We start from the raw sequence: 21,652 nt of genomic DNA, 5'->3' as shown, positions 1-21,652 counted from the left end.
GTAGGAACTAATGGCTAAAGGAAAATCAAGATTTAAAGGTTCCGGTGCATATATTTTTGCCGGAATCCTTATAGGAATCATTTACCTTGTAAATACATTCCTCGTTGAAGGTATTTACTGGAGTAATACAAGTGTTTCACAGACAACATCTACCGTAATGAACTCTCTTAACAAGATCAATGGTCAGCTTTCCGAGATCAACAACGATTCAATCAGTATCGCAGCAGGTCTTAAAACGGATATGGAATCCATCGTAAAGGATACAAATAACCGTTATGCAAACATCATTGATGCAGAGCACGCATTCGAGTCTGTTGAAGGACTTTCGGATACTGCTATAAGAAGATACAATTACGCTAAGAATATCATCAGTACCTATAAACAGCGTCTTGACGCTATGGGTACAGGTGCCGTAACATCAGGCAACTATGAGGAAATGGGCTATATCCTGAAGCAGGACATCTACCCTATGCAGATCACAGCTTCGGAAATGCTCACATCTACTATTGATATCGTGTCTGCGGATACAGGAAAGATCATGCGTAAGAATACTATCAGATCTTACCTCCTCATGACAATGATGATGATAGTTGCTATCCTCGGTGAAATTGCTGTATGGATCTTCGCTAAGAAGGCTAAGAAGGCAAGACTCGAGCTCGAAGAGCGTGAGAAGAGCCTCGCAGAGGTTGACGCAAAGCTCAAGACAACACGTCAGAAGGCAAGCGACCTCGCTATCATCAACGTTCTTACAGGTATGAAGAATCGTTATGCTCTTGATAATGATATTAATGACAGACTCGAATCAGGCAGATTCCAGATCGCCGTATTCGATATGGATAACTTCAGAAGTATCAACGATACTTACGGATATGACTTCGGTGACGAGTACCTCGCAGCAGTTGCTGAGAAGCTCAAGGAAGAATTCAGTGAAGTTGCAGAGATCTACAACATCACAGGTAATGAGTTCTGCTTCGTATTCAACAAGAATATCTCCGAGAGCCAGGCAATGGGTATCGCACAGAATATCCAGCGTGTAATGAGCAGCCCATACGAAGTACTGAACCTCGCAGTTCAGCTTCCTTGCTCAGGTGCTGTATACCACTATTTACCGGGCGATTGCCTTAACGTAAACTCTCTCCTTGTAAAGCTTGATACAGCTATGAGAAACGCTAAGATGAACGGCGGTAACATGATAAGCACAGTAATGAATATCTGATCAAAATGATCGAAGAGCGGCTGTCAGTTGTGACAGCCGCTTTTTTACCCTGTATGTGTGCATATTATACAAAGATATCGTGCATTATGGATATTATTCTATTTGACAGAGAGTAGGAAAAGTGTTAGAATATACCTGTAGCATAAAAATAACTATAATAACGAAAGGCAGGTGTTTAAGGTGAAAAAATATGCAGTATATGATTCTCCAACGGGAAGCTATTGCTATAGATATGCCGATACTCTTGAAGACCTTGAGGGAACAGGCTTTGAAGATATAATCACCGAGGAACAGCTGCCCGTAGTTTTTGACGGAAGAGGCGGTTACTATCACTTCCGCCCCGATGAATACGGCTTTAACAGGATAATCGAGTCCGATAAGGAAACTCCCCTTGAGCTTGAAGAGATGTATACTCTCAACGATCCCGATTTCAAGCTGGGCTGGATATCTCCCGACGGAGACACCTATTCCTGCGGCTATACGAACCATAATAAATGTGCTAAGATGATAGTTCAGAAATTCTATCCCGATTCAAGATTCCCCGAAAAGACTCTTGACAGGAACGGCTGGCTTCAGGTAATAGACTCATGGGACGGCACTCAGCGTCAGCACGGACAGTTTGTGTTTACCGAGCAGGGAAAAATAACACAGAAGCAGGCAGACAGGCTCTTTGATCTCGGACTTTACAATAATGAAGAGGTAAAAAAACTTATAAAGGACAGCGAGAACGACTGGTAAGATCTGCTTGCGGAACAAAATGGTAAGATTTGGGCGGTTTACATAAAACCGCCCTGTTTTTTGTGCAGTTTTTTTATTGACTATATTTTCAATATGGTGTATAATAATTATATATCAATACTCGATAAATGCGCTTGCTTCTGCATTGCTTGCAGATCATCATTCGGTCGGGTGAAGCAAGGAGGATATTATTTATGGCTGAACCAAGATTTATCAAGACTGTTACCTTTGGCGGATATGATAAAGAATCCGTTGTCAGGAGAATGGAATTTCTGAATACACAGATACACGACCTCAGAAACGAACTCAGAGAAACAAAGCTTTTGCTTGAAGCATACAAAAAGGGTTCGGATCAGGAAAAGGCACATGAATCGGTCCTTGCAGAGGAACGCGCCAAGCTGACACAGGTTCAGGTCCAGAACAATACCCTTAATCTGAAGCTGAAGGCTACAGATGATGAAAACAATAAACGTGAGCAGGAGCTTAAAGACAAGCAGGCTGAGATAGATGATCTCAAGGATAAGCTGAAGGCAGCCGAGACAAAGTGCGCGGCACTTATGGCTCAGGACGAGGCTACGGCTCTGAGCAGCGTATTCATAGAAGCTCAGAAGTCAAGATCAATGCTTGAAAGCGATGCAAGAACTAAAGCTGCCGATATAGAGTATAAATCAAAGAAGCTTGCCGAGGATATTATTTCCGAGGCAAACCTTGAGGCAGAGCATATCATCTATGAGGCTGAGATGACAGCTGCCGAGAGACTGGCTGATGCTAAGAACAGAGCAGAGCAGATGGAGGTAGCTTCCAATAACCTCAGAGCTGCTGCAATAGATGACATACATATACTCAAATCACAGGTCGCTTTCATGGAGGACGCTTTTGAACAGCTCAGAAATGAAGGCATAGACAGACTGCTGAAGGCAAAGGAGCTTCTCGGAGATACAGAGACGAAGCTTGTAAACGGCGGTGTTCCCGTATTCAAGGTGCCTCAGCAGTATAACCCGGAGTATCCTGAAAAACCGCAGAGCCTTGCTGATAAGATACGCGATAATATGAACAGTGAGGAAGAAAAGCGCAAAAAGCAGGAAGAGCTTGATAAGCTCAAACAAATGGCTGAATCAATAGGAGCTAAAAAGGACAGCACTGAAAAAAATACAGAAGATAAAAAAGATGCCTCTGCACAGCAGGAAAAACCTGCCGAAGCCGACAAAAAGGCTGAGGGCGGAGAGAAAAAGGGCGGTAAGATAGACCTTGCTGCACTTGCTGCAAAGGCAAATTCGATCGGCAAAAAATAAAGTATAGAATTTTCCCGTAATTTTTTAAGGAGTTTAGATATATGAGTGAACTTATCATCGTAAAACCCGAAAAATGCGTCGGCTGTAATGCCTGCGTAAGAGAATGTCCTGCACCTGAAGCTAATATGACAAAGCAGCTGGAGGACGGACGTTTCATAACAATGGTCAATCCGCATAAATGTATTGCCTGCGGTGAATGTGTAAAGAAGTGCAACCACGGTGCAAGAGATTACATAGACGATACAGAGGAATGTATTGCAGAGCTGGCAAAGGAAAAGATCATAATTATGGCTTCTCCTGCTATAAAAACAGTTCTTCCGACAAAGTGGAAGGGCGTTCTTGACTGGTTCAAGAAGCAGGGATGTACAATATTCGATGTCTCATACGGTGCAGATATCTGCACATGGGTACATATGAGAACTCTCGAACAGGATAAGATAGGCAATATCATCACACAGCAATGTCCTGCTGTAGTAAAATATGTCGAGACCTACCAGCCCAAGCTTTTACAGAATCTGTCACCTATACACAGCCCTATTGCATGCAGTGCGATATACATAAAGAAGTATCTGAGAAGGAATAATCCTATCGCAGTTATAACTCCGTGTATTGCCGAAAAGAATGAGGCAGTAGATACAGGTCTTATAAATTATACTATTACTATCAAGAAGCTTCTTGAGTATTTTGACCGCAATGATATCAATATCGACATTGATACATCTGAGGATTTCGAGTATAAATTCGACGAATCACAGGGGCAGATGGGCGCTATTTACTCCCGTCCCGGCGGACTCAGAGATAATATGTGGCTCCACGATCCCGATATGAATATCACAAATTCAGAGGGCGTACATAAGGTGTTTGCAGAAATAGATATGTACGGAAGAATGCCTGAGTCGAAGCACCCGAGAATATTCGATGTACTTTCATGCGAATTCGGCTGTAATATCGGACCTGCCGCAGGTACAAAGCAGACGGTATTCGATGCTATGGCAACTATGAGAAGCATCGAGAACGAGGCAAAGAGCCGCCGCAAGTCCACAGGTCTTATGGGACGCGGCGATGACAGACTCTTCAAGAAGTTTGATGACGAGCTGAGAGTTTCCGACTTCCTCAGAAATTACAAGCCGTCTATGCCAACTCCTATGCCAAGCAATATGCAGCTTGATCCTATTTTCGAGAAAATGGGAATGCATACAGACGAGGATCGCAAATATGACTGTCATGCATGCGGATACAATACCTGCCGTGATATGGCGATAGCTATATACAGAGGTCTCAATACTCCCGATAACTGTATCGTTCATGCAAAGTCTGTTCTTCTTGCAAGACACTCTGCACTTAACAGACAGAATGAACAGCTGGAGGAGATCACAGAAGAATGTCTCGCACTTTCAGACAAGCTGAAGGAGAATGTTGCAAAGATCAATGATAATATGAAGAGTATAGGCGATTCCACATCGGCTACAAGTGAAAGAGCCGCTGTAGTTAAGGATCTGCTTGAGAATGTCGTTGCTTTCTGTAATGACAACTCTACAATGGATTCCGACAGCGTAACTCAGCTCATATCTATCCTTGAAACTACTATTGACGCATTCGGCGCTCTCGATGGCAATGTTACAACAACTAACGAAAGCTCCGAAACTATCAATAAGTCCATCAATGACATCATTTCACTTGTTGGTGAGATAAACGAAGTCCTTGTAAAAACAGGACAGACCGAAAAGGTAGACGTAAGCGATATCCACAAGTAATAAAAATAAGGCACAGATATTTCCGAAAGGATTATCTGTGCTTTTTTCTAATAAGATTATCGAAAGGAGCTGAAACATGAAAGCAAATAATCATTTCAGTATATTATTTCCCTACTATGAGGACACTGTATATAAGCAGCTTTCCGACTCTGCCTGCCATGATCTGGGACTGGATACGCTGTGTCATGAGCTTTCAAACGACCCGAAAGAGCAGAACCTTATAATGAGCATCTTATCCAATATGACTGCCGATATCCGTGTTGCAGGCTACAGGCAGAAGGTATTCGTGGATATACTTCGTCTGCCGCAGCTCAGAAAGCAGCTGACCGAGCTTTTTGAAAGGATAGAGTTCCTGAGGAAGTTCAGCGGCTCGAAAATGGAAACCGATGAAAAGCTGGGTTTCTGGCATCTTATGCATAGACTTGACGAGCTCGATGATTATATCAAGTGCGTGGAGGCTATGAGGGAATGTCTTTCCGATGCAGAGATAAAGTCCGAGGGACTCATCAATTTCAAGGGATATATCGACGAGCTGTACAACGACGCCTGCTTTGCGGAAATGAAAAAGGACATAGCTGACCTTAAAATAAAGTCTCTGAAAATTGAGAGCGTTACTCTCGGAGTCAACGTCAACAGCAGATTTGAGGCTGTCAGCATGGGACTTATATCCATTAATGACAAGCCGTTCAAAAAGTCCAATATCGTTACCAACTTTGCCGACGCCATTGCGTCAAAGGGCAAGGTAAAAGAGGGCAATGAATGGGACGGCGATATGCACTATCATCAGGTGGATAAGCTCAACGACCATAAGATCTCGAAATTCGTAGAGAATATGGGCGGCTATCTGGCTGTCAGAAATACTCCCTTTGTGGACGGCAGGATAAGAGCAACCATTACAAAGACTCCCGAGGGCGACGGTTCGGCAAATGCGACGGTCTATCTTGACAAGGTAATGAATAAAATGCTGGACTCTGTGGTGAAGAAGCTCCGCGATACCGTAACCAAGTATGCGGATATCGCTATCGTCAATATATCGCAGATAATCCCCGAGTTCATGTATTATATCAGGTTTGCGGAGTTCATAGACAGATGCACGGAGAAGGGCTTTAAGTTCTGTGAAGCTCAGGTCATCAGCAGTGACGGCGTATCTATGGACGCAAAGGACTTATATAATCTCAAGCTTGCGGTAAATTTACAGAGCGTTGAGGAATTGGTCTATAACGACCTTAAATTTGACAGGGAGCATACTATCTATATCCTTACGGGAGCTAACCGCGGCGGCAAGACTACCGTAACACAGGCTGTAGGACTTATGTATGTGCTTGCACAGGGCGGAATATACGTGCCTGCATCTTCATTTGAGTATAAGCCTGTGGACTGCATTTATACCCATTTCCCTGCCGATGAGGACAAAACTATGGACTTGGGCAGACTTGGCGAGGAGTGCGTGAGATTCAAGGCTATATACTCTGAATGTACGAATGACAGCCTTTTGCTCCTTAATGAGACCTTTTCCACTACCTCTTTTGAGGAGGGCTTCTATATAGCAAAGGATTCCGTAAAGGCACTGCTCCACAAGCAGGTAAGGACCATATATAACACCCATATGCACAAGCTTGCCGCAGAAGCAGAAGAGCTCAACAAGGAAAGCAGCGGCGTAAAGATATCGTCGCTTATCGTGAAAAGCGAAAACGGCAAGCGCTCGTTCAAGGTTGAGATAGCTTCTCCCGAGGGAATGTCATATGCAAAGGATATTGCAGAGAAGTACGGCGTAACCTATGAGATGCTCGTTAACTGATGCATGATAAAAACAGAATGACTTATTTCAGCTCCTGTTTGTTTTAAACGAATGGGAGCTTTTTATGGTGAAAAATGCCCTAATAAGGTATTGAAAATAAAAAAAACATTGACATATTTATGCAGAAATAGTATAATAAAAAAGATGGTGTATTGTTCGTGAGTGAAATATTTGAATGCGTTTATCATCATGATTTTTAATTACAAAAGGATTGGTACTATGTATATAACAAAGAACATCTATAATATGGAAGAAGAAAACTTTGACTGGACAAACTATTTTTCGGATAATGATGTGCAAAAAATATTATCGTCCGTAAATTACAAGGACATCTTTTTTGCCTTGCGTGAATTATTAAAAGAAGAAAAGCATACGATGAATATTTCTTTATTCAGGCTTATCAAGGATCTTATAAAGGATTATTCGATCAGCTCACCTGATATTTTGGAATTGGGTGCAGCAACAGGACTTTTAACACGAACCTTATTGAGTGTTTCAGGCGGAAAAGGCGTTCTGGTCGACAGCTGTGAAGAATCATACAAAAAATACCTTTCTACAGGATATACAGGCGATAATATAGAATATATCATGGAGGATATATTTGAATTGAAAACAGACCGCCGATTTGATATTGTATGCAGTTTTGGTCTGATAGAACATTTTACTGATAAAAAAGCAGTAATTGATGTGCATAAAGAATTTTTAAAAGATGATGGATACCTGATAATTCTTATTCCTATGGATTCCAATCATTCAAGAGCGTTTTTCTTGCTGCATCCTGAATTGAATCTGGGATACAGAGAATTGATCAATAGTACTGAATTCAGAAATATCCTGACAGAAAACGGACTTGATGTTCTGAAGATCGTTAAGAGCCGTGACTACAGTTACGATTTTGTTGCTGCAATATGTAGAAAATCAAAACAGTAAAAACTATATATTATTTTGCTTATAATAAAAGTATATACTATGCTTTACTATGCTACATAAGTGATTTTTAAATGTACTAATATACTTAGGAGGTAATATTGTAATTATTCTTGATTACAATGATTTTTTATGAAGTTGATCTTTAACTATATGATACGAGCTGTTTCAAAGTCAAAATTAAAAGCGACTATAGTAATTCTATCCTTCGCGTTTATGGCAGCGTTACTTTTGGTAAATATTATGACCCTTAATGCCGGTGAAAAGATATATACTGAAAGTTCTCAGGAAAAATACGGATGTGCAGATGTTGTTTGCAAACCTTTTGGAGAAAATCTGTTATTTATAAATAAAGACGATATTTCTTCTTTGAACGGAAACGATCTGAGGTCTCAGGTTGATATGGCAAATTTTATTGTATCATTTGAGAACAACGATCGAAAAAGAAGAATTATGGTATACAGCGGAAATCTTGATGAACTCAGGAAAACAGAATTATTTGATGATAACGAAAATAAAACAAATGATGATGTATTATATGTTTCAAAGGATTTCCTTAAAAAATACGGATATTCAGACGGTGAAGAGATAGAGATCGGATATTCTGAAAAAACGTGTAATGTCAAGCTGGTCTCTGCCAACGACAAAAAAGGTATATTGAGTCAGTCGTATTTTTTCGATCTGGCAGTAGCTGATGAAGGACTGTTTGAAAAAGTATCAGGAATGGAGTTTACACCGAATATGATCTATTATGATCTTGAAAAAGGTGTTTCAAAGACTGATTTTATTGATGAGCTCAATAAAAACAACCCCGATTACAGGTTTTCATCTCTTCTGAACGATGCAAGTATGAAGAAAGATATATCGACTCTGAATACAGTTCTGCTTATAGTAATGATACTGATCGCAGTAATGTCTACAGTTGTTATATGTGCATTATACAATCATATCATTGAATCGCATATTACAGCGGTAGGTACATTCAGAAGCATCGGTATAAAAAAATCAAGGATAAATCTGATCTTATCGTCTGAAACTGTTTTATATGGCTTATTAGGCGGTATTATCGGCGCAGGCTTGGGAGTATTCTTCTTCAGGTACATGATAAAGGAAATGATAGGATCGGATTCATATGTCAAAAGTACCCCTGTTTCTTATATCCTGATCACAATTTTGTTCCCTGTTGTATGGTCATTGATCCTGACATTTTTTATGCTTAGAAAGGTTTATAAAAAACCGATCGTAAACATAATAAAAAAGTACAGCTCGGACTTCAAGAGATTCAAGTATAAAAAGTATATAGCTGCGGCTGTTATTTTGATAATCGGCTTTGTAATGTCATTTGTTAAGAACAGAATGGTATGTATTGCTGCATATCTGATCATGGCAGTATGTTTTACATACATCGTCCCGCTGCTTATTGCACTTGTGAATAAGCTGCTTAACAGGATATTCGGCATAGGAAATAAGATCAGTTATATTTTAAGTTCTGTTGTTTCAAATAAACTTATCATGAGAAGTATAATTGTATCAATTGTTTCGATGAGTCTTATAATACCTGTATTTGCCGCAAAGAAATCAATTAACGATGTATTTCGTTTTGCAGAGCTTAATTATGAATATGACGCAGTAATCGGTCTGAACGGTAATACGGAAATTGATATTGAAGAAATAGATGAGCTGAGCAGTGTAGACAAATCATACAGTATGTATTTTTTGTCTACAGGCGCTAACTTATATATGGAAGCTGAAGGAACAGACGGAAAGATACCGGTATGCTATTTAGGCCGTGAAGAAAACGATGAATTTGATGACTGGCTGCATGATTCGGTCGATGTGGAGGCTTCGCTTTTAAGAGAGCTGAAAGAATCAGAGAATAATGTAATTATAGATAAATCTCTTGCGAAAAAGTATTCAATAAACAAAGGCGATACAGTAGTATGTCATTCCAATCAGTATAGCGGAGAATATAAAGTAATTGGTTTTTGCGATTCCTATAAGTTTGATTCAAATACAAATACTGTCATCATGGATCTGGAGCAGTATAAGAAAAATATAAACAGTGCCCCGCAGAGTACATATTTAAGAACGAAAACTACTGTAGACGAAATGATCAAACAAGTTGATGAAAAATTTATCGACTATAGTATCGTGATCAAATCAAAGAAGGAGTTCATTGATAAGCAGATAGAGGGAAGCAATATGCTGCTTCAGCTTATTACAGTTGTGATCTATTTCAGTTTGATCATTTGTTTTATTGGAATCATAAACAATCTTGTTACAGATTTTCTTAACAGAAAAAAAGAGTTTGCAGTTCTTATTTCAACTTCAATGTCACATAAACAGCTGTCTTTGATAACAGTAGTACAAATGCTGTTTGTTGCTTTATACAGCATTATAGGCAGTGTGATACTGTCATGTATTATTACAAAGCTGATTGATAATATTGTTGTACATTTTGATTTGCTTAAAAATGGTCTTATTTATCCTGCAAGTGATGCAATCGGTATATTTATCATTTCATTGATCGTTTTTATCGCAGTAATTATTGTTCCAGTATATATCATCAAAAAGATCGATATATATTATTATTTACGAAGAGAATAATGATCAGTCCACATATGTAATAAAAAAGGAGCTATTATGGGAGTAATTGAATTAAGAAATATTCATAAAGAATATAATAATACTGAAATAATAAAAGGTGTAAATATATCTATTGAATCAGGTGAATTTGTATCTATTGTCGGACCGTCAGGAAGCGGAAAAAGTACACTTATGTACATAGCTGACGGTATTGAACAGCCTACAAGCGGCGAAGTTCTGATACAGGGAGAAAATATAAATAAGCTTAAAACCAATGAACTTGACAATAAAAGATGCAGTACACTCGGATTTGTTTTTCAGTTTTTTAATCTTGTCGATAATCTGACTGTTCGTGAAAACATTATTCTTCCTGCTGTTATGTCATCAAGGAAAAAAAGTGAGATCAATGAACAGCTTGAGAGACTTGTAGAGATTACAGGCTTGAAAAACAAGCTCAATGCTTTCCCCGGGGAATTGTCGGGAGGTCAGCAGCAAAGAGTTGCAATTGCAAGAGCTCTGATCAATAAGCCCGAGATCATTTTTGCCGATGAGCCTACAGGCAACCTTGACAGTAAAACAGGCAATGAAATAATGGAGCTTTTATTAGAGATCAATAAAACAGAAAAAGCTACTGTTGTTCAGGTAACTCATAACAATGAGATGGCATTGATGGGAAGCAGAGTCATCACAATAAAAGACGGTCTTGTACTTGAAGACAGATATTTATAATGTAACTTATATATTTTTAAAATGAAAGCTTATCGTTTGGCAGCTTTTAAAGTCAAACGGAAAATATATTGGTATTTTATTCCAATATATCAGACAATTCGGTTTAACTGCAAATTTAATAATATACTATTATTCGGTTTTTTCATCACAGTATTTTTTCAGCAAGCAGTTCCGCGAGTAAGATTATATTTATGATTTCGTTTTGTCGGACATACTGTAGTTTTTTATTAAGCTTAACAGTATACCAATGAAAATGAGAAAGTAAGCATTATTCTAAAAGAGGATATCAGCTTTTATGTAGAGCTTTAAATTGTAAGCATTGCATTAGTGTTTTTATTACTGTGAAATGAAAAAACCGATTTTTTATTATAATAACGATGCATTAATATTACGTATTATTAAGTAGTAATAAAGAGTTTGATATGGGATCTCTTCTAAAAGTCCTGTAAAATATGATATAAGGAGAAGTATGATTTTTAGATTGCATTATATTAAAAACTGAGAATGAGGATAACATAAAAGGTAAAAGCTTAGCTTTTAGAAGTGCTCAATTATTCGGTAACTGCAATTTCATACGAAAAAGAAATGAAGTATATATTAGTATTTCCGGGAAATGGCATACAATATGTTGGAATGTGCAAGAAATTATGCGATAATTATCCAATAGCAAATGAGATATTTGAACAGGCAAATCAGATACTTGGATTTGATTTAAAAAAGCTTTGTCTTAAAGGAAGCCTTGCGAAGCTTTCAAAGCTGGAAGTGTCTCAGGCTGCCATTTTAACTGCAAGCTATATAATGTACAAGGTTTATATCGAGAGCAATAATATCGTTCCGATTGCTGCAACAGGTCACAGTTTAGGTGAGATAACCGCGCTTTTATGCAGCGGAGCTATGTCGTTTGAAGAAACATTGAAGCTTGTTTATTACAGAAGCCTGTATATAAATGAAGCTAAAGGAAAGAGCATTCTTATAGACGATGCTGATGAATACAGTCTGAAAAAAATCATAAAAAGAATTGGCAGTAATAATATATATATTTCATGTTACAATTCTCCTTCTCAATTTATGGTCTCATGTACAGATGAAGAATATGATGAGCTGTTTGAACAGCTCAAACAATCGGAATTCAGTATTACTCCGATGTTTAACAGCGGACCTGTTCACTGTCCTTTACTGTCTGAGGCGGCAGACAAGCTGAAAGAGTATATACGTGATTTCAGTTTTAATGATATGGCTTTTCCTGTTTTATCGGGAATCAGTGCAAAAGCTTATTCAGGTAAAGATGAAATCCCGCATAATCTTTATAATCAGCTGACAAACAGTGTTTGCTGGGATAAAGTAATGCAGAAAATTGAAAATTCGGAATGTGAGTGCGTTATTGAAGTAGGTCCGAAATCAATTCTGACAGAGCTGATGATAAATAACACTATTATGAAAAATACTTTTTCATTGGATACACCTGAAGGAATAAAAGAATTTGAGGAGAATTATCTGAAAAAGGGTATTGAAAACAGCCGTATCGTGAGAGAATATATCCGTGATGTTATTGCTTTAAAGAATAATATGAAAAACTATGACGAAGACGATTATAATAATAAGGTTTGTTTTCCGTATAATAAAATGAAGGAGATCTATGAAAAATATACTGATGAAGGAATTGATTTTTCTGAAAAAGATATGAAAGTAATTAAAGACTATGCAGATATGATAAAAAGAACGAAGCAAGCTTTTATTTATGAATAATATGCGCTATTATACCGTAAACAGTTGATTCGATTTTTGGAGGGTTTAGATTGAGTAAAGATATAGCAATAATCGGAATGTCGTGCAGGCTGCCAAAAGCAGATAATTACAGAAAACTATGGGGAATGCTTGAAAAAGGAATAAGTACATTCGGTGAACTTCCCGAAAGCAGAAAAAAGGAGATAGAAAAGATAAGCGATGCTGATTTCCCGTTTGAATATGATAAGGGAGCTTTTCTTGATTCGATTTTCTCTTTTGAGCCCGAATTATTCTCGATAAGTAAGGAAGAAGCAAAATATCTCGATCCACAGCAGAGACTTCTGATCGAAATGACGGAAGATGCCATTCTGGATTCAGGATATAATCCTGATGAATTAAGCGGTAAGAATGTGGGCGTTTATATAGGAAATACAAGCAATATTTATAAACAGCTTTATAATAGTGATGATCCACACGAATTTATAAATGGTTTAGATGCTTCAAATGCTGCAAGAATTGCGTATACATATAATTTTACAGGTCCGGCGTTTTGCCTTGATACTGCGTGTTCTTCTTCTGTTGTTGCACTTAATCAGGCTATAAACGATATAAGATTAGGCAAAACAGATGAGGCTATAGTTGGTGCGGCAAGTATCATTCTGCTGCCTATAAAAAATGAAGCAGTTGTCACAGATGAAATAATGTCCGATAAGCTTGAGACGAGAGCGTTTTCTGATGATGCAGACGGCTTTGTTAACGGAGAAGGCGGCGTTGTTTTATATATCAAAAGCTACAACAAGGCAATAGAAGATAATGATAATATTCATGCAGTCATAAAAGGTATAGCCGTAAATTCAAACGGTCACAGGTCGAACGGAATTGCTTCGCCAAGCCCTAATGCTCAGGCTGAAGTAATAAAGCAGGCTATAAAAGATGCAGACGTTGATCCGACCATGATATCATACGTTGAAGCTCACGGTACAGCTACCAAAATAGGTGATCCGATCGAATTAAAGGGCATCGACAGTGCATTCAGCGAGTATAACATACCAAGACAGGTCATTGGAATAGGCTCGGTAAAGTCCAATTTCGGACATACAGGCGCGGTTGCAGGTCTTTTGAACGTTATTAAAGTAGTTCTTATGATGGAGCACAGAAAAACTGTTCCTTCACTCAATTTTAATTATCCTAACAGATATTTTGAATTTGAAAAGTCATGTTTATATGTGTGCACTAAAAAAGCGGACTGGAACGGCAAGCTTATTGCAGGCGTATCTTCCTTTGGATTAACGGGAACCAATTGTCATGTTATAGTCGAAGCTTATGATGAACATAATGATAAGCCCGAACAAAAGAATGATAAAAACATGATCATTGTCTCAGCAAGAACAAGGAAATCCCTGTTCTATATGCTGAAGAGACTGAAGGAGCATTTTCTGGAAAATCCGGATTTACCGATTGACGATATAGCAGCAACGCTTAACTGCGGCAGAAGACATATGGAATATATGTTTTGCGTAACGGTGCATGATCTTAACGAACTTATCGAAAGGATAAACGAAGCGCTCGAAGATGAGGCTCATATCTCAGAAAAAAGCGATTTAAAGGGAAAAACAGCATTTATATTCTGTAATTATGACAGCTCTGAAAATTATTGTTATACTGAAAGCACTTCTTCTGATGACAGCATTCTGCAATTTTTTGAGAAGGAAAAGTTCCTTGCTGACAGCTTGAAAAGCTTTGAGATCAAAAGTGATATTGTTACAGGTATCGGCGCGGGAAAAATAGTTGCAGGTTACTGGAAAGAAAGCTATTCAAATGAAAAAGCACAGGAAATGCTTAAAAATAATGAATTTGATAATTCAGTGTCACTGACAGCAGAGAGAGTAAATGTTCTTTTGAAGAAGTACTATGAAAACGGCTGTGTCAGAGTAATTGTTTTTAGTCCCGACCAAACCTTTTTTGATCTGCTGAAAAATGAAGCGGATAGGTACGGTATCGAAATAATGGCTTTGAACGAGCTTAATGATATAATGGATATAGCTTGTAAATTCATTGCTTCGGGAACAAGACCGTCTATAAATGCAGGTAAGTCAATATATAAAAACAGAAAGAAAATAGTTCTGCCTACATATTTTTATGACAGGGATTTTTACTGCCTTGATGCGTCTGAACTTATCCGTAAGAACCTGTATCAGAATAATGATATGATGCTGTCGGACAGCGGTAAAACAGCCGAAAATGAAAATATTACCTTTGATAAGGACTATGTTATCGGTTTCATGGATAAGGTCTTTAAAGAAGTCTTATCAAATGATTATTCCGATACTCAGTATATTTATGATTTTTCAGTAAACTCTGTGGATGTAATGCATTGTATTGCTATTTTCAGAAAAGAATTCCACGTTGATATACCTGTAGTGCTGTTTTATGAGGGAAATAATTTAGGCGAGATAAAAAATAAGATACTTGATGCTGTTCTGAACGGTGACCAGAAAGGTATCTATGCTGTAAAGAAAGTACCGATACAGTCCAGATACGAGCTTTCAAATGCACAAAAAAGAATGTATGCGTTATCTCAGCTTTTCGATAATACTTATGCGTACAACAATATTATACCGGTATTGATAACAGGTGATATTAACATAGAGAAGCTTGATAGTGCTTTTCGCAAGCTTCTTCAGCGAAACAGGATATTAAGAACAAAATATGTCTTTGAAGACAATGATATCTATCAGATCGTTGTTGATGATGTTGATGAAGGAATAGATGTCATTGAAATGAACAAGGCTTGGGATAGTTCCGAAAGCACTCTTTCACTTGTTAAGTATCTTCATCTCTTCAAGCTCGATGAAGCACCTATGATGAAGCTGACATTGCTAAAATATAACAACGGTCACAGTGTGCTTATATCCAATTGTCATCATATTGCTTCTGATGGTTTTACCAATAATCTTATTATCAGAGAATTACTGTCTATATATTCGGGTAGGCCTTTACAGCCGAACGAATTTGATTATTTCGACTTTATCTCATGGCAGAAGGATTTTATCGAATCGGAAGTGTTTAAAAAGCAGGAGCAGTATTGGCTGGAAATGTATAAAGATGAAGTACAGCCACTCGATCTTCCTACTGATTTTCCGCGAAGTGAGATCGTAACAGTTGTCGGTAAAAGCAGTAACTATACACTTTCAAAGGAACTCTGGAAAAAAGTAAAAGCGTTCATAGAAAAAGAAAGTATTACCGAATATATCTTCTTTATGACTGTACTTAGCCTGATGCTCAGGATATATACAAATCAGAAAGATAATGTAATAGGCTCTCCTATTTCAGGAAGAAAATACCGTGATTTTGATAATACGATCGGACTTTTTGTAAATACTATCGCAATTCGCAACAGAATAGACGATAATTCAAGCTTCCATGAAAGTATCCTGAAAGTCAAAAACAGTATATTATCAGCGTATGAAAATCAGGATTATCCGTTTGAGCTGCTTGTTGATAAGGTCGTAAGCAAACGAGACATAAATAGAAATCCATTGTTTGATGTAATGTTTGCGATGCAGAATAATCACATGGATAAAACCAATTATATGGATAATGTGACCTTTGAGGAAATAGAGATAGAAACAAGCGAATGCAGATTTGAGCTGGATATTCATGCTTTTCCGGGAGAAGAGGACGTTCTTTTCAGAGTAATGTACAATAGTGGATTATTTAAGCAGAGCACTATTGATACCTTTGTAGAGAGATTTTTCAAGCTGACCGAAAAACTTATCGACAATTCCTCAGATGCAATCGGAAGCCTGATGTTTGATGATATATGTGAGTATTCAATTCTTGAAGGTCAGAAAAACACTGATATAAGAGAAGAAAGCATACTTGAGAAATTTGAGCTTGCTGCATCATCTTTGCCGGATAAAACGGCAATAGTTGAAGCAGGTGCTTCATTAACGTATAAAGAGATCGGCAAGAAGGTAGATGAGCTGGCTGCATTCCTGTATTTCAGATTAGGTATAAGAAGCGGCGATCGTGTTGCCATACTCCTTGAGAATAGTGTGGATTTTGTTGCTTCTGTTTATGCAATATGGAAGTGCGGAGCGGCTTATGTGCCAATCGACTGCAATTATCCAAAGGATAGGATCAAAAAGATCGTAAGAACATCGTGCGTTTCGGCTATTATATATCATAGCGGCTCAATAAAACTTGTTAATGATCTTTTATGGGAAAACAAATGCTTAAAGAGTACCGTCTGCCTTGACAGCTATGATAGTGCAGGAATTGATGAGAGCGAAGAAAACATTCTGATGAACAAAGAGCTCTGGTCAGTGGTTGCAGAACAGTCTGATGATGAGATCATGGGAGGCGGCTGGAGAAACAGCTTTACAAATGAATTCTTTACAAAGGCTGAAATGCAGGAATACTCAGATAATATATTCCTGAAGCTAAAGCCGTATCTGTCTCCTGATAAGAGAGTATTGGAGATAGGATGTGCATCAGGTCTGACTATGTTCCGCTTATGCGAGTATGTGGCAGAATATGTAGGAACCGACCTTAATACAGAGATCATTAAAAAAGATGAGCAGATAGCTATAGACCGAAAGATCAACAATATCAGGCTGTTTGATATGCCTGCACATGATATTGATACTATTGATATCGGAAAGTATGATATTATTATAATCAATAGCGTTATTCATTGTTTTCACGGACACAATTACCTTAATAAGATAATCAGAAAATGTATTTCACTTATGAAGGAAAACGGAATAATCTTTATTGGTGACGTTATGGATCTTGACAGCAAGGAACAGTTCAGGAATGAACTGAAGACATATTGGAGCTTAAAGCACAGCTCTGAAAAATTCAATGAGGACAATATAGATTCCAAGCTGTTTGTTTCAAGGGAGTATTTTTATAATTTACAGGGTATCTGCGGTGAAATAAAGGAAGTAAAATGTTCAAGCAAAATAGCGACTATTGAGAACGAGCTTACAAAGTACAGATACGATGTAGTTTTCACAATTGATAAAAATGATCCCGAGATACGTTTTAACTGTACCAAAAACAGCTATGATCTTAGCGATGTCAAGCAGTATGAAAATATGCATATCAACTCTCTGGCAGTAGCCAACAGTGCTGCATATGTGATATTTACTTCGGGAACTACAGGAGAACCCAAGGGTGTTGAGATATCTCATAAGAACCTGAATAATTACGTTGATTTCATAATAAACAAATTCTCGATCAATAAAAACGATGTATCTGTAATGCTTTCGTCAATGTGTTTTGATCTGGGATATACTGTATTATATACAACGCTTTCATGCGGTGCTGAATTGCATATTGTAGACAAGCAGATGTATCTGGATTCTCAGTATATCTACAGGTATATCAACGAAAACGGCATAACATTCATGAAAATGACTCCGACTCTTTTGTCATTGTATCTGATAAGCAGCGACAAGAATGTTTGTCCGGGTGTAAGGCTTATATTCCTCGGCGGTGAAAAGCTGATAATCAAGGATATAAAAAGAAGCAGAAGTATATTTGTTAATTCGGCTTTTGTAAACCATTACGGACCTACCGAAACAACTGTCGGAACAAGCGTTAAGGAGCTTACAGAGTATGAGATAGAAAATGAGATCTTTAACGACAGCATAGGTAAAACCATAGACAATAATATTATATACATTTGTGACAGTGACAGAATTGTTCTGAAGGGTATTTACGGAGAGCTGTGTGTTGAAGGTGCGGGCGTTTCGGGCGGTTATATAGGCGCTGATGATGTTACTGCTGAAAAATTCCGGTATATTGACTGTAACGGAGAATTAAAGAAGGTATATCATACAGGAGACTATGGAAGGCTGCTTGACAATAATGAGATCCAGTTAAAGGGAAGAATTGACAAACAGGTCAAGGTAAACGGCTACAGAATAGAGCTTTCGGAAATAGACAACTGTATGCTGGAGATCCCTGAGATAAAGAATGTAAGAAGTGTGGTCGATGAGGACGAGAATAATAAGTATATAACAACGTATTTCGTTTCCGATTCAATTATTGATATAAACAGCATAAAGAAGCATTTATCAGACAGATTGCCGGAATACTTTGTTCCTAAGAAAATAGTACAGGTCAAAGAGATAGTAATGACAGATAACGGCAAAATTGATACAAAAAAGATAAAGCGGGCTACGTCAGAAGCCGATAATACAAGAACTGTTGCTTATAAGACGGATACCGAGAAAAAGCTGAGTGGGCTTTGGCGGCAGATACTTGGTACGGATCAGATCGGAGTCAATGATGATTTCTTTGATCTTGGAGGATATTCGATCAAGGCTGTTATGCTTGCCAATCTTATAAGACGGGAATTTTCCTGCGAAATACCGCTGAGTGATGTTTTCATTTATTCTGTATTTGAAAAAATGGCAGAACGAATAGATCAGATAACCAATAATAACACAGGTGACGAAGGATATATTATCCTTAATCCTGATAAAGAGAAAACTATATTTGCATTCCCGCCTTTTGTAGCTTACAGTGCGTTTTACTTCAGATTATCGAAATATCTGAGCGATTACAGAATAATCTCATTTGATTTTATTGAAGAAAACAGAATTGAAAGCTATGTGGAAATTATAAAGCAGTTTTCACAGGGCGGAAAGGTTTCCTTGCTTGGATATTCGCTGGGCGGAAGTCTTGCAATGGAAGTATGCGCTGCGCTTGAAAAAAATGATGTCGAAGTAGAGACCTTAGTTATGGTCGATTCGAGCAAACCGCAGGGAAAGAATCTTATTGATGTTGATGAGGTGATGTCTGTAATAAATACAGAGATAATTTCCGAAACAGGACTGAGTTCCGATGAATTCGTTCAGTATGAAGGAAAAACAAGGAAATATCTTATGTATTATAATGAACTTTTGTTATCCGAAAAGGTAAAATGCGGCATTAAATATATATGCGCTGATGATAACAACGGTAAATGGCAGAAATGGGAAGAGCTTACTTCAGCAGATGTGTATATGGTTAAGGGAAAAGGAACACATTTTAAAATGTTCGATGAAGAGTATATTGAATATAATGTGTCACTTATAAAAGAGCTGTTTTGTAAGGAGTGATGTTTTTATATGAATAAAAAAAGTGTCGCTTTAAAACAATTCGAGCATAAAAACCTGTTTAATAAATACATGACATATATACTTCTTACTTTTGAAACTCTTTCTGAGATCGCTCTGGGATTTTTTGTAAAAGAGTTTGTAGATGTTGCAATTAAGAAGGACGAAAAAGCAATACATGATATTATCATATTGTTTATCTTTTACATTATATTTGTGTCGATCGTATTTATTATGAGAAACTACTTCAAGGAGAAATATATTACCAAGGCTATTATACAGTATAAGAGGTATTTCTTCGCAAGGCTTATGGAAAAGAATATAAGCTTTATTAAACAGTATAATATAAGCAATGTTCTCAGTACGCTTACAAATGATACGAATACTATCGAAGTAAAATATCTTCTTGGCAGCTTTACAATATATAAGTTTAGTTTATTGATCGTCATGTCACTTATATCAATGATATATTTGAATGTATTGGTTACTCTTGTAGTTATCGGCTCATGTCTGATACCGGTACTGATAACAGCTTTTATAGGAAAAAAAGTCGTTCTTGCCGAGAAAAAAGTATCAAATGCAAATATGTCCTTTGTCGGATATTTAAAGAATATCCTTAACGGCTTTTCAACGATCAAGTCATATACAGTTGAACAGGAGATAGTCTCAATATATGATGATAAATGCAATAATACTGAGAGGATCAAAATGTTCAGCAGACTGCTTTTGGACAGCATGAGCTGCGTATCGTATATAAGTTCGTATCTGATATATCTTTTGGTTTTTGGTATCGGAGCTTATCTTACACTCAGGGATATATTGACGCTTGGTGTAATGATAGGAATGGTACAGCTGCTTGCTTCACTGATTTCTCCTGTTCAAAGAATAGGAGGTCTGGTTGCGGACAAAAGAGCAGCTATGGCGCTGATAGAGAAGAATGAAAAAATACTTGATATGTGCACTCCAAAGACTCAGAATACAGTTACAGGCAGATTCAATGATCACATTTCATTTGAAAACATTAATCTGTCCGTTGAAGATGACAATAAAATACTGAAGGATATAACACTGGATATAAAGTATGGCAAAAGCTACATAATTGTCGGTGAAAGCGGTTCGGGAAAGACCTCTCTGATAAATATGCTTCTTGGATATTATTCCGATTATACAGGAAAAATCAGTATTGACGGTGTTGATATTAAAGACATCTCATTTGATTCGCTGTATAATCTGATATCCGTAGTTGAACAGAATGTTTTTGTATTTGATGATACAATAAAGAATAATATAACGATGTATCAGGATTATTCAGATGAAGAATACAGGAATGCCGTTAAGGTATCGGGGCTTGAGAAGCTCATCGAAAAAGCAGGTAATGATTATATCTGCGGTGAAAACGGAAAGAATTTATCAGGCGGAGAAAAGCAGAGGATTTCGATTGCAAGAAGTATTTTAAGGCAGTCAAGACTCCTGATAATGGACGAACCTACATCAGCTCTGGATCAGATTAATACTATGAATATACAGGATTATATTATGAAGATACAGGGCGTGACACGTATTATTATTACTCATCATATAATTCCCGAGGTGTTTTCACAAAGTGATTATGTGATCGTTATGAAAAACGGAACTATCAGAGAATTCGATACATACGAAAAACTTATCAGCAAAAAAGAGTATTTTTATCACAATTTTTATATCAGAAATAATCGTGAAAATGATAATAAAAAGGGAGATACGTATTGCGGAAGCACACAGGATACTTGATT

At 37.5% G+C, this 21,652-nt stretch carries 11 protein-coding genes; all 11 read left to right on the top strand.

Features of this window, described 5'->3' with window-relative positions:
- Positions 1-10 precede the first annotated feature (10 nt).
- On the top strand, positions 11-1,216 hold the full coding sequence (locus L870_RS0106915) for a GGDEF domain-containing protein (RefSeq protein WP_028517522.1): 1,206 nt from the start codon (positions 11-13) through the stop codon (positions 1,214-1,216).
- 180 nt (positions 1,217-1,396) lie between these two features.
- Positions 1,397-1,954, top strand: a complete 558-nt coding sequence (locus L870_RS0106910) for a hypothetical protein (protein WP_028517521.1) — start codon at positions 1,397-1,399, stop codon at positions 1,952-1,954.
- A 194-nt stretch (positions 1,955-2,148) separates the two neighbouring features.
- The gene (locus tag L870_RS0106905) at positions 2,149-3,246 is read left to right on the top strand and encodes a GumC domain-containing protein (protein ID WP_028517520.1); all 1,098 of its coding nucleotides are present in this window, start codon (positions 2,149-2,151) and stop codon (positions 3,244-3,246) included.
- Positions 3,247-3,287: 41 nt separating this feature from the next.
- Complete coding sequence (locus tag L870_RS0106900) at positions 3,288-5,000, top strand: [Fe-Fe] hydrogenase large subunit C-terminal domain-containing protein (protein ID WP_028517519.1); 1,713 nt, start codon at positions 3,288-3,290, stop codon at positions 4,998-5,000.
- Positions 5,001-5,076: 76 nt separating this feature from the next.
- On the top strand, positions 5,077-6,798 hold the full coding sequence (locus L870_RS0106895) for a MutS-related protein (RefSeq protein ID WP_028517518.1): 1,722 nt from the start codon (positions 5,077-5,079) through the stop codon (positions 6,796-6,798).
- 219 nt (positions 6,799-7,017) lie between these two features.
- Positions 7,018-7,728, top strand: a complete 711-nt coding sequence (locus L870_RS0106890; protein ID WP_028517517.1) for a class I SAM-dependent methyltransferase — start codon at positions 7,018-7,020, stop codon at positions 7,726-7,728.
- Positions 7,729-8,127: 399 nt separating this feature from the next.
- On the top strand, positions 8,128-10,332 hold the full coding sequence (locus L870_RS0106885; RefSeq protein ID WP_162148435.1) for an ABC transporter permease: 2,205 nt from the start codon (positions 8,128-8,130) through the stop codon (positions 10,330-10,332).
- Between the two features lie 36 nt (positions 10,333-10,368).
- Positions 10,369-11,040 carry an ATP-binding cassette domain-containing protein gene (locus tag L870_RS0106880; RefSeq protein WP_037271602.1) on the top strand — a complete coding sequence of 224 codons (672 nt, stop codon included), beginning with the start codon at positions 10,369-10,371 and terminating at the stop codon, positions 11,038-11,040.
- Between the two features lie 585 nt (positions 11,041-11,625).
- Positions 11,626-12,786 (top strand): ACP S-malonyltransferase, encoded by a 1,161-nt coding sequence (locus L870_RS0106875; RefSeq protein WP_155250155.1) that lies wholly within the window; start codon positions 11,626-11,628, stop codon positions 12,784-12,786.
- 50 nt (positions 12,787-12,836) lie between these two features.
- Positions 12,837-19,883, top strand: coding sequence for a condensation domain-containing protein (locus tag L870_RS0106870; RefSeq protein WP_028517513.1), 7,047 nt, complete (start codon positions 12,837-12,839; stop codon positions 19,881-19,883).
- Positions 19,884-19,892: 9 nt separating this feature from the next.
- The gene (locus L870_RS0106865) at positions 19,893-21,650 is read left to right on the top strand and encodes an ABC transporter ATP-binding protein (RefSeq protein ID WP_028517512.1); all 1,758 of its coding nucleotides are present in this window, start codon (positions 19,893-19,895) and stop codon (positions 21,648-21,650) included.
- Positions 21,651-21,652 lie beyond the last annotated feature (2 nt).

The organism is Ruminococcus flavefaciens ATCC 19208, from assembly GCF_000518765.1.
GTDB classification, from domain to species: domain Bacteria; phylum Bacillota; class Clostridia; order Oscillospirales; family Ruminococcaceae; genus Ruminococcus; species Ruminococcus flavefaciens.
Note: the sequence above shows the minus strand (reverse complement) of the source record. Positions and strands in the feature narration are given on the sequence as shown.